We start from the raw sequence: 16,980 nt of genomic DNA, 5'->3' as shown, positions 1-16,980 counted from the left end.
CCATCCTGTAGGCAGCCCCCGCTTTTCTCTGTAGGACAGTTCCGATTCGTGCCTGGCGCCGCGCAACAGCGCGGCAGCCGGGCCTATACTCGTGCGCACGGCCCTGCCTGCAGATGCCCCACCGCGTCGGGCTGCATGGCCGCGCCCAACCGGGATACTTCCATGACCAACAAGAAAATCCACCTGAGGAGCGGGTGCGCCACATGGCTGCTATGGCTGCTGTTGCTGCTGAGTTCGCTCCTGCTGGCCGCTTGCAGTTCCTTGCCCACCATCGTGCCCGACATGGACACGCAATCGGCCCGCAGCATCCAGATGAAGGGCGGACGCGGCGTGCTCACCGAGGCACAGGCCAAGGCCGTGCTGGACCGGCTGCGCGCGCAGAATGCCGACAACACCCTGCTGGACCGGCACCTGGCCATCGAGGGAGCCATCACCGGCGCGCCGCTGGTCACCGGCAACAAGGTGACCCTGTTGATCGATGGTCCGGCCACCTATGCCTCCATGCGGCAAGCCATCGAGGGCGCGCGCCATCACATCAACATGGAAACCTACATCATGGAAGATGACGAGGTCGGCCGCCAGTTCGCCGATCTCCTCATCACCATGCAGCGCAAAGGCGTGCAGGTCAACCTGATGTACGACAGCGTAGGCTGCATCAATACCCCGCGTGAATTCTTCCAGCCCATGATCGATGCCGGCATTCACGTGCTGGAGTACAACCCCATCAATCCCACCCAGGTCCGCAAGGACTGGGAAGTCAATCAGCGCGATCATCGCAAGCTGCTGGTGGTGGACGGCAAGACCGCCTTCGTGGGCGGCATCAACATCAGCAGCGTCTACTCCAGCGGTTCCTTCAGTACCCGCAGGAAGAAGCCGCAGCTCGACCAGCAGGGCCAGAAAATCCCCTGGCGTGATACGCAGGTACGCATCGATGGTCCGGTGGCGCTGGAATTCCAGAAACTCTTCATCGAGACCTGGGGCCGGCAGCGCGGCCCCGACCTCGGCGAGCACCGCTACTTCCCGCCGGTAGCACCGGCCGGCAACGAGATCGTGCGCGCCATCGGCAGCTCGCCCGAGGATCCCTACAGCATCATCTACGCCACCTTCATCTCGGCCATCCAGCATGCGGAAAGCACGATCTACCTGACCAACGCCTACTTCGTGCCCGATCCGCAACTGCGCGACTCGCTCAAGGCGGCCGCCCGACGCGGGGTGGATGTGCGCCTGATCTTGCCTTCGCACAGCGATTCCTCGCTGGTGCTGTACGCCTCGCGCTCCTTCTACAGCGAACTGCTGGAAGCGGGCGTACGCATCTACGAACGCCAGGACGCGCTGCTGCACTCCAAGACCGCGCTCATTGATGGCGTGTGGTCCACCATCGGCTCCACCAATCTGGACTGGCGCAGCTTCGTCTACAACCAGGAAATCAATGCCGTGATCCTCAGCCCGCAATTCGGCGTACAGATGAAAAGCATGTTCGACCGGGATCTCGGCGCCTCCAAGGAAATCACCAGGCAACAGTGGGAACAGCGGCCCATCAGCGAGCGTATGAAGGAATTCGGCGCCAGTGTCTGGTCCCGCCTGCTGTGAGCCCGACTGAAGGTACCAGCTTATGAACGAATGTACTGAAATCCGAGAGCAGTCCGAGGTGCGGCCACCGTTCTCGCGCCTGCGCGCACGCCTCATCGTCGCCACCGGCCTGGTGCTGGCGGCCTGCACCTGGGCCCATGCCCAAACCCTGAACGGTGCGGCAGCCCTGAAGAGCCGGTACCAGGAACTGCAGGGCGAGCTCAACAACAATGCCTACCATCGCCCGCTCTACCTGAATTCGCGCGAGGACGGGGGCAACGTCAAGGGGGATATCTATGCCGTGCTGGCCTATCCCTTCGCCCAGGTACGCACCTCGCTGGACAATCCCGAGCACTGGTGCGACATCCTCATCCTGCACCTCAACACCAAGTATTGCCGGCTCATGCGCGAGGGTGGGCAGACTATCCTGCGCATGCAGGTCGGCAAGAAGACCGAACAGGACATCGACGACACCTACCGCATCGACCTGCGCTATCACGGCGGGGTCAGTACGGCCGATTATTTCTCCTCATCGATGCTGGCCGACAAGGGGCCGCTGGACACTTCCCGCTACCGTATCGAAATCGAGGCGATTGCGCTGGACGAGCAGCGCTCCTTCCTGCATTTCAGCTATGCCTATTCCTATGGCATGGCCAGCCGGATCGCGCTGCGGGCCTACCTGATGACGGCAGGCCGCGACAAGGTCGGCTTCAGCGTCGTCAAACGCGAGGCCAACGGGCAGCCGCTCTATGTCTCGGGCAGCCGCGCGACCGTGGAGCGCAATACCATGCGCTACTACCTGGCCATCGATGCCTATCTGTCGGGCCTGACGGCACCGCCTGGCGAACGGCTGGAGAAGCGCCTGACTACCTGGTATGGCACCACCGAACAATATCCCCGCCAGCTGCATGAGCTCAGCCGGGAAGCGTATCTCGCCATGAAGCGCAAGGAAGTGGCGCGACAGCAGAAGGCTGCTCAGCCGGAGGCTCAGTAGAACCCATTTCATCAATAGGCGTGAGATGCGTTCTAGGGCCTGTTCACATTCAATCTGTGAGTGCGAGAGGTCGCCAAGCGTTGGCTGCCTAGGCGCAGCGACGCGCCGTGGTGGTGCCACGGCAAGGAGCTGCAACAACGGCAGGCGACGCTTGGCGGCCTCTCCCGGAGGGTTGCCCCCAGAAGGCGTGGTGGCAACGCATCTCACAGATTGAATGTGAACAGGCCCTAATCCTGTCCACCGGCCTGCTCGCGCAACCACTCCAGAAACGCCGCCACCGCCGGCCGCCGCGCATGGTGTGCCGGATAAACCGCAAAGTGCGCCTTGACCTTGATGGCGCGCTCCAGGCCAAAGACCGGTTTGAGTTTCTTTTCCTCGATATGCCGTGCGGCCACGGTCGCACTCTCCAGCGCCACGCCCAGTCCCTGGGTGGCCGCATCCAGTGACATCTGGGCGCGGTCGAAGCGCACCGCGAACTGGTCCGGCGCGCGCACCTGCGCAAACTCCCCGAACCAGTCGGCCCACTGCACCACGCTCACATTGCTGCGAATGAGCTTCACACCCAGCAGATCGGCGGGTTTCCTGAGCTTGTATTCGCGCATGAAGGCCGGGCTGGCCAGGGGCACGATGCGTTCCTCGAACAAGGGCTCCACCACCAGGCCCGGCCAGTTGGGAATGCCGTAGCGGATGTCGATATCCACTTCGCCCAGTTCGAAATTGCTTTGCGAATGCGCCGCTGAAAGATTGAAGGTGATCTCAGGATGATTGCGCGCGAAATCATTGAGCCGCGCCATCAGCCACAGGCTGGCGATGCTGGGCGCGCTGTGGATATAGAGCGTGTTGTTGACGCCCTGGCGCACATCCACGGAGGCCGCCGTGATGGCCGAGATCGCCCCCTGGATGCGCGCCAGATAGCTTTCCCCCGCCGTGGTGATGCGCACCCCATGCGCACTGCGCTCGAACAGACGTATGCCCAGATAGGATTCCAGACGTGCCACCTGATGGCTCACCGCCGAGGCCGTCAGATGCAGTTCGGCGGCGGCCAGCGCAAAACTCTTGCGCCGGGCCACCGCTTCGAAGGCCTGAAGGTTGGGTAGGGGCGGGAGAACGGCCATGGACGGGCTCTCTGGCTAAGATGAAGATCCGTCACTTTAACATGACGAGACTTCGCTTGTCGTCACGCGAGGAAAGTCCGACCATGCGCATCAGAACAAAAACGGAGACATGGTCCACTGCCCTGCATGCTGCCTCGCATGCTTCGCGGCCGCACGCGCCATCGCGCATCCGCGCTGTCTCCGCTGTTGCTCACCTCAACGCAAACATCTGGAGAACTCGACATGCTGCTCAAGGACAAGATTGCCGTCATTACCGGCGGTGCAGGCATCAACGGACTGGGCTACGCCACGGCACGCCTGATGGCCGAACAAGGCGCCCGCGTGGTGGTGCTGGATCTGGCGCAGGCCGACCCGGCTGCGGCGGCAGCGCGCATCGGCAGCCAGCACCTGGGTCTGGTGGCCGACGTCACTGACAAGGCTTCCTGCGAGAGCGCCATCGGCGCCGCCCTCAAGCACTTTGGCCGCATCGACATCCTGGTCAACAATGCCGGCATCACCCAGCCGGTCAAGACGCTGGAGATCACCGGCGCCGACTATGACCGCATCCTCGACGTCAGCCTGCGCGGCACGCTTTACATGTCGCAGGCGGTGCTGCCGGCCATGCGCGCGCAACAGAACGGTTCCATCATCTGCATCTCCTCGGTGTCGGCCCAGCGTGGCGGCGGCATCCTGGGTGGTCCGCACTATTCGGCGGCCAAGGCCGGCGTGCTGGGCCTGGCGCGCGCCATGGCGCGCGAGTTCGGTCCGGAAGGCATCCGCGTCAACTGCATCACCCCCGGCCTGATCGGCACCGACATCATCAAGGGCAAGCTCACCGAAGAAAAGAAGGCCGAAATCGCCGAGACCATTCCGCTGGCGCGCCTGGGCCGTGCCGATGACATCGGCGGCGCCTGCGTCTTCCTTGGTAGCGAGCTCTCACAATACTGCACCGGCATCACGCTGGACGTTAATGGTGGAATGCTGATTCATTAAACGCAGCTTAATGCTCGTGCGCGCCGGCCTGGCCGGCATCCTTTACCACATCAGAACAAACAGGAGACCTGACATGACCCAAGACAACAGCAAATCCGGCAAGACCACCCTGAGCCGCCGCCAACTGCTCAAGGCCGGCGCCGTCGGTGCGGCCCTGCCGCTGTTTTCCATCATGACCCGTCCTGCCCATGCAGCCGAGTTCAACTACAAGTTCGCCACCGGTCAGGACCCGTCGCACCCGGTCAACAAGCGTGCCCAGCAAGCCATCGACCGCATCCGCGAAGCCACCGGGGGTCGTCTGGACATCAAGCTGTTCCCGGCCAACCAGCTGGGCTCGGATACCGACCTGATGTCGCAGATCCGCAATGGCGGCGTGGAATTCTTCAACCAGGCCAGCGTGGTGCTGTCCACCCTGGTGCCGGCGGCCGGCATCGTCAATACCGGTTTTGCCTTCCACGACTACAAGGAAGTCTGGCAAGCCATGGATGGTGCGCTGGGGGCCTATGTGCGCGCGCAGATCGAGAAGGTCGGCCTGCTCACCATGTCCAAGCCCTGGGACAACGGCTTCCGCCAGATCACCACCTCCACCAAGCCGATCAAGACTGCCGCCGACCTGAAGGGACTGAAGCTGCGCGTGCCGGCAGCACCGATGCTGACCTCGCTGTTTACGGCCCTGGGCGCCAGCCCCACACCGATCAACTTCAACGAAGTCTATTCCTCGCTGCAGACCAGGCTGGTGGAGGGACAGGAAAACCCGCTGGCCATCATCAGCACCGCGCGGCTCTATGAAGTGCAGAAGTACTGCACCATCTCCAACCACGTATGGGATGCCTACTGGATCCTGGGCAACCGCCGCGCCTTCGAGAAGCTGCCCAAGGACATCCAGGAAATCGTGCGCCGCGAGCTGGACAAGGCCGCCACCGATGAACGCGCCGACATCGCCGCACTGGCCGGCTTCGCCCGCAATGAATTGCAGGGCAAGGGCTTGCAGATCATCGAGGCCGACAAGGACTCCTTCAAGCAGGCCCTGGCGCAGGCCAACTTCTACAAGGACATGCGCGCCAAGTTCGGCGAGGATGCCTGGAAGCTGCTGCAGAACGCCGTCGGGAGCCTGGGATGAGCGCCCTCTCGCTGGAGCAGCCGGTCAGCGATGAGCGCTCGCTGTCTGCGCGCCTGGAGCACTGGCTGGGCGTGGCCATCGAGATTCCCGCTGCGGCCCTGGTGGTGGGCGAGGTGGTGGTCTTGCTGGCGGGCGTGATCATGCGCTTCATCTTCAACAACCCGATACCCTGGGCCGATGAGCTGGCCTCCATTCTCTTCCTGTGGCTGGCCAACCTGGGGGCAGCGGTCGCCCTGCGGCGCGGCACCCACATGCGCACCACGGTGCTGGTGGGCTTCTTGAGCGAACGCGGAAAAGCCTGGGCTGAAGCACTGGCCATCATCGCGCCCTGCGTGATGCTGCTCATCCTGATCCATCCGATGTGGGAATACGCCGAAGACGAAATGTTCGTGCAGACCCCGGCGCTGGGCTGGCCCAACACCGTGCGGGCCGCCGCCGTGGGGGTCGGTGCGGCGTTGATGATCGCGCTGTCGCTGCTGCGCATCTCGCGCCAGAAGCTGGTCGACCTGGTGGGCGTGCTGGCCTTGCTGGCGCTGGTGGCCGCTGCCATGTACTTCGGCGCGGACTGGCTGCAGGCCATCGGCAACTGGAACCTGGTGGTGTTCTTCGGCCTGGTACTGGCAGTGTCGGTGCTCATGGGCATTCCCATCGCCTTCTGCTTCGGCCTGGCCACGGTGGCCTTCATGCTGACGGTGACCAGCAGTCCCCTGGCGGTGGTGGCGGGGCGCTTCGATGAAGGCATGTCCTCGCTGATCCTGCTGGCCGTGCCGCTGTTCATCCTGCTGGGACACCTGGTGGAGATGACCGGCATGGCCAAGGCCATGGTGGACTTCCTGGCCTCGCTGCTGGGCCACGTGCGCGGCGGGCTGAACTATGTGCTGCTGGGCGCAATGCTGCTGGTCTCGGGCATCTCCGGCGCCAAGACCGCCGACATGGCGGCGGTGGCCCCGGTGCTGCTGCCGGAGATGAAGCGCCGCGGCAATCACGAGGGCGAACTCATTTCGCTGCTGGCGGCCTCCGGTGCCATGGCCGAGACCATTCCGCCCTCGCTGGTGTTGATCACCATCGGTTCGGTGGCGGGCGTGTCCATTGCTGCGCTGTTTACGGGTGGCATCATGCCGGGCATCGTGCTGGCCGTGCTGCTGGCGATACTGGCGCGCTGGCGCAGTGCCGAGATCATGGAAGGCATCCAGCGCGCCCCGGGCCGCGTGGTGCTGCGTACGCTCATCATCGCCCTGCCCGCACTGCTGCTGCCCATCCTGATCCGTACCGCCGTGGTCGAGGGCGTGGCCACGGCCACCGAGGTCTCCACCATCGGCATCGCCTATTCGGTGGTGGCCGGTCTGGTGGTGTATCGCAAGTTCGACTGGAAGCGCCTCTATCCCATGCTGGTCGACACCGCCGCCTTGTCGGGCGCGATCCTCTTCATCATCGGTACGGCCACCGGCATGTCGTGGGCGCTGACGCAGTCGGGCTTCTCGCATGCATTGGCCGAGGCCATGACCAGCGTACCGGGCGGCAAATACGGTTTCCTGCTGGTGTCGATTGCCGCCTTCGTGGTGCTGGGCAGCGTGCTGGAAGGCATCCCCGCCATGGTGCTGTTCGCGCCGCTGCTGTTCCCGGTGGCCAAGGCCATTGGCGTGCATGAGGTGCATTACGCCATGGTCATCATCCTCTCCATGGGCGTAGGCCTGTTCGCGCCGCCCTTCGGTCTGGGCTACTACGCCGCCTGCACCATCGGCCGCGTGCATCCGGACGTGGCGGTCAAGCGCATCTGGCCTTACCTGGGCGCCCTGGTGCTGGGCCTGCTGATCGTGGCCTTCGTGCCTTGGTTCTCGGTGGGTTTCCTGTGATTTTTACGTTTTCATTCATCTAGCAAGGACACGCAATGTCTGACAATTTGGCAAACCTGCGCGCCAGCGCATATCGCATCCGCCGCAATGCCGTGCGCATGGGCGAGGTCCAGGGGCAGGGCTACATCGGCCAGGCACTGGGCTGGGCCGATGTGCTGGCCGTGGCTTACAAACACGCCATGCAGTTGCGTCCGGACGACCCGCAATGGAGCGGCCGCGACCGCTTCCTGCTCTCGCACGGGCACTACGCCATCGCCCTGTACGCCGCCCTGATCGAGGCTGGCATCGTCCCTGACGATGAGCTGGAATCCTACGGTAGCGATGACAGCCGCCTGCCCATGTCGGGCATGGCGACCTATACGCCGGGCATGGAAATCTCCGGCGGCTCGCTGGGCCAGGGCCTGGCCATTGGCGTGGGCATGGCGCTGGGCCTGCGCTACAACCGCAATCCGGCCTTCGTCTACAACTCCATGTCCGATGGCGAACTGGATGAAGGCTCGACCTGGGAAGCCGCCATGGGCGCGGCGCACCACCAGCTGGGCAACCTGATCTGCCTGGTCGACATCAACAACCAGCAGGCCGATGGTCCTTCCAGCAAGGTGATGGGTTTTGAGCCGCTGGCCGACAAGTGGGCGTCATTCGGTTGGTACGTGCAGCGGGTCGATGGCAACGACCTGGCGGCCGTGGTGCAGGCCTTCGACAATGCGCGCAACCTGAGGGACGCCAAGCCGCGCGTGATCCTGTTCGATACCCTGATGGGCAAGGGCGTGCCCTTCCTGGAGCAGCGCGAGAAGAACCACTTCATCCGTGTGGATCCGCCCGAATGGCAGCAGGCGCTGTCCATCCTCGACCAGTCTTATCAACAAGGAAGCCAAGCATGAACACCGTCGCAGACAAGAAACCGCGCCTGACCACGTCGGCCATGATCGCCTCCATCGCCGCCGAGGGGCAGCGCGTGCAGGCGGCGCCGTTCGGCAAGGCCCTGGTCGAGTATGCCGCCGACCGTCCCGAGATCGTCGGTCTCACCGCCGATCTGGCCAAATACACCGACCTGCACCTGTTCCAGAAGGCCTATCCCGAGCGCTTCTTCCAGATGGGCATGGCCGAACAGTTGTTGATGGCCGCGGCCGGCGGCATGGCCAAGGAAGGGCTGGTGCCCTTCGCCACCACCTATGCGGTCTTCGCCACGCGTCGTGCGTATGACTTCATCCACCAGGTCATCGCCGAAGAAAACCTGAACGTGAAGATCTGCTGCGCCCTGCCCGGCCTGACCACCGGTTACGGCCCCAGCCACCAGGCCACCGAAGACCTGGCGATGATGCGTGCCATTCCCGGCCTGACCATCGTCGACCCCTGCGATGCGCTGGACCTGGAACAGGCCGTGCCGCAGATCGCGGCGCACCAGGGGCCGGTCTACATGCGCCTGGCGCGCGGCAACGTGCCGCTGGTGCTGGATGAATATGACTACCAGTTCGAGCTGGGCAAAGCCAGGGAGATCCGCGACGGCAACGACGTGCTCATCATCTCCAGCGGCTTCATGACCATGCGCGCGCTGGAAGTAGCCAAGGCGCTGGAAGCCGACAACGTCAGCGTGGGCGTGCTGCACTGCCCGACCATCAAGCCCTTTGATGAAGCCACGGTGGTGGAGCAAGTCAGGAGGAAGAACCGCCTGGTGGTGGTGGCCGAAAACCATTCGGTCATCGGCGGACTCGGCGAGATCGTCGCCACCACGCTGATGCGTCATCGCGTTCAGCCCGCAGGTTTCCAGATGGCGGGCTTGCCGGATGCCTTCCTCGATGCGGGGGCGCTGCCGACCTTGCATGACCGGTATGGGATCAGTTGCGAGGTGTTGAGCCGGCGGATCAGGGAGTGGTTGAAGTAAGTAGATGCTCGAGGTAGTGATGAATCAGTTCGGTCAGTCCAACGGGCGAGCGGACTGGTTCATCAGGCGCGTACGTTCGACATCTTCGATTGCGCTAGCCAGTAAATCAGGATCGTTGCGGGCACGTATCTCGCGCAGATACACGTCAATGCTGTCTTCATCAACAAGGAACAAGGCTGCATCAAAAGGCGGTAGCGTTGAGAGTGAAATACGCTTGCTCATGCTGGTCCTTCCAAGCTGACAGTGATTGGAAAGCGACGATGATTGCATGAAAAAAGGAGACCTCGGTCTCCTTTTTTCATGGCGTATTGCTGAGGCTTACTTCAGGCTCAACACCCACTTCACCAACTCCTTCGCCTCGGCCTCGGTCACCTGGCCCTTGTTGGCCGGCATCGCTACCGCGCCCCAGACACCGCTACCGCCGTTGAGGACCTTCTGGGTCAGCTTGGCTTCGGCATCCTTCTGGCCGTTGTATCTCTTGGCCACTTCCTTGAAGGCGGGGCCGACGATCTTGGCATCCACCGAATGGCAGGCCATGCAGTTCTTGGACTTGGCCAGTTGCGCATTGGCCAGGGCTTCGGCGGAAATGGCCGAACCGGCCACCAGGGTGGCGATCAACAACAGGTATTTCATGGGGGCTCCTCAGCAAGCGGTGGACGACGGTCACGCCTGCAGCGGCATTCTCCAGGCGCTTCGCAGGCGGGGCTATTCTACCCGGCTTCGCAGCCGGCCCTCTATCTGCTCCGGCGTATATCTGTCATAGATCAAATTCCATGACGGAAAGATCGCCCCGGCCACGGCTTGTCGCCATGATGGGCCGGGGATATCATGGGCGCCCGACTCATTCGGATCTCATATCAGTCCATGTCCGACCATCCCCGCCTGGAATTGCGCCAGCTGCGCTACTTTGCTGCCGTCGCCGAAGAAAAGCACTTCGGCCGCGCCGCAGCCCGGCTGCACATGACCCAGCCGCCGCTGTCGCAGACCATCGCCGCGCTGGAAGAACAACTGGGCACGCCCCTGTTCCAGCGCACCAAGCGCAGCGTGGCCCTCACGCCCGCGGGGGAAGCTCTGCTGCCGGAGGTACAGCGCATCCTGCAACAGGCCGCCGCCCTGCCCGACCTGGCCCGGCGCGCGGCCAGCGGCGCTTCCGGACTTTTATCCCTTTCCTTCATATCGAGCGCGGACTACAGCATCCTGCCCCCGCTCCTGCAGCGCTTTCGCGCCCGCTACCCGCAAGTCCAGATCGAATTGCGCGAAGCCACCACTGATGTCCAGCTGGACGACCTGATGCAGGGCAAGATCGACGCCGGCCTGCTGCTGCCGCCGTTGCCGGAGAAAGCCGCGGCCGTGCTGGATGTGCGCCCGGTGCTCTCGGAGCCGCTGATTGCGGCGTTGCCTGAAGGCGCCATCGGCAAACGCGGCCCGGTGTCGCTCAACAGCCTGCGCGAGTTGCCGCTGATCATCTTCCCGCGGCGCATTGCGCCGGCCTTCCATGACACCATCCTGTCGTGCTTTCGCGATGCGGGCGTGACACCCCATATCGGCCAGGAGGCGATCCAGATGCAGACCATCGTCGGCCTGGTCTCGGCTGGCATGGGAATGGCGCTTGTGCCACAATCCGTGTCGAATCTGAAACGCCCTGGCGTGGACTACCGCCGGCTTTCGGATGCGGCACCGGAGATCCAGACCGGCCTGGCCTGGCGCCGTGACAACCCTTCCGGCGTACTGCGCGCGCTGCTGGATCTGCTGGAGATGCCCACCTGATCCCGCCGCACGGGAATCCACCCGGCGAACTTGCGCAGCTTGGCGCGTTCCAACCGCCGTTCCGCCCAACAACAGAAAGATCAAACTCATGCTCGTCCACCCCATGCCCGACCCGATCGCCATCCACATCGGGCCGCTGGCCGTCCACTGGTACGGCCTCATGTATCTGCTGGCCTTCGCTCAATTCATCGCCGTGGGCCGCCTGCGCATCAAGCAACCGCACATCGCCGCCGTCGGCTGGAAGAAGGAGGACCTGGACGACATGCTCTTCTATGGCGTGCTCGGGGTGGTAGTGGGCGGGCGGCTGGGGGAGATCCTGTTCTACAATCCGGCGTATTACTTTGCCCATCCGGCTGACATGATCGCGGTGTGGAAGGGCGGCATGTCCTTCCACGGCGGCTTCCTCGGGGTGCTGCTGGCAATGTACCTGTGGGGACGCAAGCGCGGGCGCAACCTGATGGACATCATGGACTTCATCGCGCCGCTGGTGCCGCTGGGCTACGCGGCCGGTCGCCTGGGCAACTTCATCAATGCCGAACTGCCGGGCCGTCCGGCCGATCCCTCGCTGCCCTGGGCGATGATCTGGCCCAACGTGGACAACATCCCGCGCCATCCTTCGCCGATCTACCAGATGCTGGTCGATGGCATCCTGCTGTTCATCATCCTGTGGATCTTCGCGCGCCATGCCCGTCCGCGCATGGCGGTAGCGGCCATGTTCTCGCTGCTGTATGGCTGCGCGCGCTTCTTCACCGAGTATTTCCGGGTGCCGGATTATGAGGTGCATTTCGGTGGCATCACCATCTCGGCGGGGCAGATGCTGTCGGTGCCGATGATCGTGCTGGGGATCATTCTGCTGGTGCTGGCTTACAGGCTCAAGCAGCAAGCGCAGCCGCCTTTGGTGCCGGCAGCGGTCGCCAAGGAATGAAAAGTAAAAGCAGGTAAAGAAAAAGGGCGGGCAGCGAATCAATCGCGCCCGCCCTTTTTCCTGGTTCATCACCATGCAGCCACCATCCTGAACAATCCAATGAAACGACTCATCATCATCACGACAAGCGTGCTCCTGATCGGCCTGAGCACCCTGCTGGGCAGCAGGAGATGAGCAAAACAAAAAGCCCCGGCTGCAAACCGGGGCTTTTTGATTCGATCAGGCGGCCTGAGAAACCCGCGACCGCCTTCTCTCAAGGCTGTGGAAAACTCAAGCCTTCTTCAACGCAGCCGCCGCCTTGGCAATCTCGGTGATCTTGTCCCAGTCACCGGCCTCGATGGCCGCCTTCGGGGTCAGCCACGAACCGCCCACGCAGACCACGTTCTTGCAGGCCAGGAACTGCGGTGCGGTCTCTTGCGTGATACCGCCCGTGGGACAGAAAGACACGTCCGACAAGGGACCGGCGATACCGTTGAGCATGCCCACGCCACCGGCCGGCACGGCCGGGAACAGCTTCAGCTGACGGAAGCCCGCTTCGCGCGCCGCCATCACTTCGGAAGGCGTCATCACACCCGGCAGCAGCGGCAGGCCGCTGCGCTTGGCCGCTTCGATCAGCGCCGGGGTCAGGCCAGGCGAGACACCAAAGACCGCGCCCGCATCGCGCGAGGCCGTGAACTCTTCGGGCGAAGTCAACGTACCGACACCGACGATGGCGTCCGGCACCGACTCGGCAATGGCGCGAATGGCCGGCAGGCCGTGTTCGGTGCGCAGGGTGATTTCCAGCACGCGGATGCCGCCCGCGACCAGGGCGCGCGCCAGCGGCACGGCGTGTTCGAACTTGTCGATGGCGATCACCGGGATGACCGGCGAGGCGCGCATGATTTCCAGTGTGGTCTTCATACCGTGACTTTCTCTTTCTCAAAAATCGGCGGCAGGCCGAAGGTGGCGCCGCCCTCTTCTGCGGTTCCCACCGCGTTGCGGAACAGGCTGAACAATTCGCGGCCCATGCCGTGCTGATTTCCCGACAGGTCGCTGCTGTCCTGGCCACGTGCTTCCCACTCGGCCGCATCCACCTTGGCTTGCAGGGTACCCGCATCGGCATCCAGACGGATGAGGTCACCGGTACGCACACGGCCCAGCGGGCCACCGCCCAGCACTTCAGGGGTGACGTGGATCGCCGCCGGTACTTTACCCGATGCGCCCGACATGCGGCCATCAGTGACCAGCGCCACGTGACGCCCCTTGTCCTGCAGGATGCCCAGTGCCGGCGTCAGCGAATGCAACTCGGGCATGCCGTTGGCGCGCGGTCCCTGGAAGGTGATGACGGCCACGAAATCACGGTCCAGCTCGCCCGCCTTGAAGGCGGCCATGAAGGCTTCCTGCGAGTGGAACACCACGGCCGGCGCTTCCACCACACGATGCTCGGGCTTGACTGCCGAAATCTTGATGACCGCACGGCCGAGGTTGCCCTGCAGCAGCTTGAGCCCACCATCCGCAGCAAACGGCTTGGCCACCGTGCCCAGCACGCCTTCGTCGCCACTCTTGGCCGGTGCATCATGCCAGGTGACGATGCCGGGACGGCCATTCTCACCCTCGGCCGCCAGCATCGGTTCCTTGCAATGCTGACGCAGCCCCTGGCCGAGGATGGTGGTGACGTCGTCGTGCATCAGCCCGGCGTCGATCAGTTCACGCAGTACGAAGCCGGTGCCACCGGCCGCATGGAAGTGGTTCACGTCGGCGGTGCCATTGGGATAGATCTTGGTGATCAGCGGCACCACTGCAGAAAGCTTGTCGAAGTCATCCCAGTCGATCACGATGCCGGCCGCCTTGGCGATGGCCACCAGGTGCAGGGTGTGGTTGGTGGAGCCGCCCGTGGCATGCAGCGCGACGATGGCGTTGACGATGGCCTTCTCGTCGATCATGCGGCCCACCGGCGTGTATTGCGAACCAAGATCGGTGATCTTGGCGGCCTGCTTGGCGGCCGCCGCAGTGAGCGCATCGCGCAGTGGCGTATTCGGCGTAATGAAAGCGGCGCCCGGCAGGTGCAGGCCCATGGCTTCCATCAACATCTGGTTGCTGTTGGCGGTGCCGTAGAAGGTACAGGTACCGGCACCGTGGTAGGACTTGGATTCGGCTTCCAGCAACTCGGCGCGACCAATCTTGCCGGCCGTGTAGAGCTGGCGGATCTTGACCTTGTCGCTGTTGCTCATGCCGCTGGTCATCGGACCGGCAGGCACGAACACGGCAGGGAGATGGCCGAAGTGCAACGCACCGATCAGCAGGCCCGGCACGATCTTGTCGCACACGCCAAGATACAACGCGGCATCAAACATGTTGTGCGACAGCGCGATGGCAGTGGCCATGGCAATGGCGTCGCGCGAGAACAGCGACAGTTCCATGCCGCTCTGGCCCTGGGTCACACCATCGCACATGGCCGGAGTGCCGCCGGCGAACTGCGCCACGGCACCGGCTTCACGGGCGGCATCTTTCAGAATCTGAGGGAAACGCTCGAAGGGCTGGTGCGCCGACAGCATGTCGTTGTAGGCCGAAACGATGGCCAGCGACGGTGCCTTGTCTTCCTTGAGCTTGAGCTTGTCATTGGCAGGGAAGGCGGCGAAGCCGTGCGCCAGGTTGGTACAGGCCAGCGCGCCGCGCTGTGCGCCCTTGCGGCGAGCCGCTTCCAGGCGTTCGAGATAAGCGGTCCGGTAAGGACGGCTACGTTCGGCGATGCGTTGGGTGACGCTGGCTAAGGTAGCGTGGAGAGGCATTGTCGGTTTCCTGTTAGCGTTAACACTGTAATTTTACTACACAATTTTGGCCGAATGAAATCATACACTTAGAGCACCGCGACAGGCCAGTGCTGCCCGTCTTTTCATTGGTCACCACCATTGCGCTTCAAAACCCGTATCACTTCGGACTTTGACGCTCATCCCGCCGATGCCGTGCAGCAACGTAACGGGGCTGTCATAAACTGTAGTGAAACTACCACTTTGACGGCATTTGATGTATAGTCATCTGCGTTGTCCCGAGAACATGACCGGCACGGCCTCGCTGCTACCCGATCACGACCGCCAACCGACCTCCAACTCATGCACACCACCGCCCTGACCGACACGGCCGCCTTCAAGGCATTGCAAGCACATCACGCCACGGCAGTTCAATGGCATCTGCGCGACCTGTTCGTGCGCCAGCCCGACCGCTTCGAACGCATGCACGTGCGTGCTGCCGGGCTGCTGCTGGATTACTCCAAGAACCGCCTCAACGCCGACACGCTCGGCCTGCTGATGAGCCTGGCCCGTGAGCGCGGCGTGGAAGCGCTGCGCGAAGCCATGTTTGGCGGCGCGAAGATCAACTTTACCGAACAACGCGCCGTCCTGCACACGGCCTTGCGCGCACCGGCCGATGACCGCACCGCCCAAGTGGACGGACAGCCGGTGGCGCCGGAGGTTCACACCGTTCTGCAGCACATGCGCGACTTCTCCGAGCGGGTGCGCAGCGGCGCCTGGCGCGGCTATACCGGACGCGAGATCACCGACATCGTCAACATCGGCATCGGCGGCTCCTTCCTCGGTCCGCAGATGGTCTGCACGGCCCTGCGCGAGTATCGCCATGCGCGCCTGACGGCGCACTTCGTGTCCAACGTCGATGGCCATGATCTGGATGAGGTGCTCTCGCGCATCGATCCCGAGACCACGCTCTTCATCGTCGCCTCCAAGACCTTCACCACCCAGGAAACCATGCTCAACGCCAAGTCGGCGCGCGCGTGGTTCTTGCAGCATGGCAAGTCCGAAGATCTGGCCAGGCATTTCGTGGCCGTCTCCACCAATGCCGGGGAAGTCTCGGCCTTCGGCATCGATACCGCGAACATGTTCCCCTTCTGGGACTGGGTCGGCGGCCGCTACTCGGTGTGGTCGGCCATCGGTCTGCCGATCGCGCTGCTGATCGGCTACGACCACTTCGCGCAGTTCCTGGCCGGTGCCCACGCCATGGACCGTCATTTCCGCGAAGCACCGCTGGAATCGAACATGCCCGTGATCCAGGCCTTGATCGGGATCTGGAACCGCAACTTCCTCGACAGCGCCTCGCTCACCATCGCGCCCTATCATCAATGGCTGCGCTTCTTCCCGGCCTACCTGCAGCAACTGGACATGGAGAGCAACGGCAAGCGCATCACCCGTGACGGCACACCGGTCTCGGTGCAAACCTGCCCGGCCATCTGGGGCGATGTGGGTACCAACGGCCAGCACGCCTATTTCCAGCTGCTGCACCAGGGCACGGACATCACGCCCATCGATTTCATTGCCGTGCTCAAGCCCTCGCACGCCATCGCCGAGCATCAGGAGGCGCTGCTGGCGAACTGCTTCGCGCAGTCCGAAGCCTTCATGCGCGGCAAGGATGCCGACGAAGTACGCGCCGACCTGCAGGCGCAGGGCTTGCCGGAAGCGGAACTCGCGGCGCTGATCCCGCACAAAACCTTTGACGGCAACCGTCCCAGCAACACCCTGCTGCTGCCCGAACTGAGCCCGCATGCGCTGGGCGCGATGATTGCGCTGTACGAACACAAGACCTTCGTGCAGGGCGCGATCTGGGGCATCAACAGTTTCGACCAGTGGGGCGTGGAACTGGGCAAGGTCCTGGCCAAAACCATCCTGGCCGAACTGAAGTCCGATACCGCACCGAATGTCGCGCAGCACGACGCCTCCACCAGCGCCCTGATCGCCCTGGCGCGCCAGGCCCGCGACACCAGCCGCGCTGCGCAGCAAGGCTAGCAACCACGTAGCGC

General features: G+C 63.6%; 15 protein-coding genes. 10 read left to right on the top strand and 5 right to left on the bottom strand.

Annotated elements, in window-relative coordinates; translation table 11 throughout:
- Positions 1-162: 162 nt before the first annotated feature.
- Complete coding sequence (gene cls, locus HWE01_RS19670; protein ID WP_241822637.1) at positions 163-1,590, top strand: cardiolipin synthase; 1,428 nt, start codon at positions 163-165, stop codon at positions 1,588-1,590.
- A 22-nt stretch (positions 1,591-1,612) separates the two neighbouring features.
- Entirely contained in the window at positions 1,613-2,563 is a 951-nt protein-coding gene (locus HWE01_RS19665) for a hypothetical protein (RefSeq protein ID WP_241822636.1), read from the top strand.
- 227 nt (positions 2,564-2,790) lie between these two features.
- Here the strand turns inward: HWE01_RS19665 and HWE01_RS19660 are convergent, their stop codons facing one another.
- Positions 2,791-3,678 carry a LysR substrate-binding domain-containing protein gene (locus tag HWE01_RS19660; RefSeq protein ID WP_175342816.1) on the bottom strand — a complete coding sequence of 296 codons (888 nt, stop codon included), beginning with the start codon at positions 3,676-3,678 and terminating at the stop codon, positions 2,791-2,793.
- Positions 3,679-3,900: 222 nt separating this feature from the next.
- Between HWE01_RS19660 and HWE01_RS19655 the strand changes: the two genes are divergently transcribed.
- The 5 genes from HWE01_RS19655 (at position 3,901) to HWE01_RS19635 (ending at position 9,505) form a co-directional block, all read left to right on the top strand.
- Entirely contained in the window at positions 3,901-4,650 is a 750-nt protein-coding gene (locus tag HWE01_RS19655; RefSeq protein ID WP_034349846.1) for an SDR family NAD(P)-dependent oxidoreductase, read from the top strand.
- Between the two features lie 73 nt (positions 4,651-4,723).
- Entirely contained in the window at positions 4,724-5,770 is a 1,047-nt protein-coding gene (locus tag HWE01_RS19650; protein ID WP_008326233.1) for a TRAP transporter substrate-binding protein, read from the top strand.
- Positions 5,767-7,623, top strand: coding sequence for a TRAP transporter large permease (locus tag HWE01_RS19645; RefSeq protein ID WP_008326232.1), 1,857 nt, complete (start codon positions 5,767-5,769; stop codon positions 7,621-7,623). The genes HWE01_RS19650 and HWE01_RS19645 overlap by 4 nt, the downstream gene beginning before the upstream one ends.
- A gap of 35 nt (positions 7,624-7,658) precedes the next feature.
- Positions 7,659-8,504, top strand: coding sequence for a transketolase (locus HWE01_RS19640; RefSeq protein ID WP_241822635.1), 846 nt, complete (start codon positions 7,659-7,661; stop codon positions 8,502-8,504).
- A complete protein-coding gene (locus tag HWE01_RS19635) occupies positions 8,501-9,505 on the top strand; it encodes a transketolase family protein (RefSeq protein ID WP_241822634.1) in 1,005 nt (334 codons plus the stop codon). Before HWE01_RS19640 ends, HWE01_RS19635 begins: the two co-directional genes overlap by 4 nt.
- Positions 9,506-9,538: 33 nt before the next feature.
- Here HWE01_RS19635 and HWE01_RS19630 read toward each other — a convergent pair whose 3' ends face one another.
- Positions 9,539-9,727 (bottom strand): helix-turn-helix domain-containing protein, encoded by a 189-nt coding sequence (locus HWE01_RS19630; protein ID WP_241822633.1) that lies wholly within the window; start codon positions 9,725-9,727, stop codon positions 9,539-9,541.
- Between the two features lie 96 nt (positions 9,728-9,823).
- Positions 9,824-10,138: a c-type cytochrome gene (locus HWE01_RS19625; protein WP_241822632.1), complete on the bottom strand. Its 315-nt coding sequence runs from the start codon at positions 10,136-10,138 to the stop codon at positions 9,824-9,826.
- Between the two features lie 231 nt (positions 10,139-10,369).
- Between HWE01_RS19625 and HWE01_RS19620 the strand changes: the two genes are divergently transcribed.
- The gene (locus tag HWE01_RS19620) at positions 10,370-11,272 is read left to right on the top strand and encodes a LysR family transcriptional regulator (protein ID WP_008326216.1); all 903 of its coding nucleotides are present in this window, start codon (positions 10,370-10,372) and stop codon (positions 11,270-11,272) included.
- Positions 11,273-11,360: 88 nt separating this feature from the next.
- Positions 11,361-12,197, top strand: a complete 837-nt coding sequence (gene lgt / locus HWE01_RS19615; protein ID WP_008326215.1) for a prolipoprotein diacylglyceryl transferase — start codon at positions 11,361-11,363, stop codon at positions 12,195-12,197.
- Positions 12,198-12,467: 270 nt separating this feature from the next.
- On the opposite strand, the gene HWE01_RS19610 is transcribed toward lgt, so the two are convergent.
- The gene (locus HWE01_RS19610) at positions 12,468-13,097 is read right to left on the bottom strand and encodes a bifunctional 4-hydroxy-2-oxoglutarate aldolase/2-dehydro-3-deoxy-phosphogluconate aldolase (protein ID WP_034336019.1); all 630 of its coding nucleotides are present in this window, start codon (positions 13,095-13,097) and stop codon (positions 12,468-12,470) included.
- On the bottom strand, positions 13,094-14,965 hold the full coding sequence (edd, locus tag HWE01_RS19605; protein WP_008326212.1) for a phosphogluconate dehydratase: 1,872 nt from the start codon (positions 14,963-14,965) through the stop codon (positions 13,094-13,096). The genes HWE01_RS19610 and edd overlap by 4 nt, the downstream gene beginning before the upstream one ends.
- A 321-nt stretch (positions 14,966-15,286) precedes the next feature.
- Between edd and pgi the strand changes: the two genes are divergently transcribed.
- On the top strand, positions 15,287-16,966 hold the full coding sequence (pgi, locus tag HWE01_RS19600; RefSeq protein WP_241822631.1) for a glucose-6-phosphate isomerase: 1,680 nt from the start codon (positions 15,287-15,289) through the stop codon (positions 16,964-16,966).
- Positions 16,967-16,980: the final 14 nt, after the last annotated feature.

Origin of the sequence: Herbaspirillum sp. C7C8 (assembly GCF_022627875.1) — a bacterium.
GTDB lineage: Bacteria > Pseudomonadota > Gammaproteobacteria > Burkholderiales > Burkholderiaceae_D > Herbaspirillum.
Note: the sequence above shows the minus strand (reverse complement) of the source record. Positions and strands in the feature narration are given on the sequence as shown.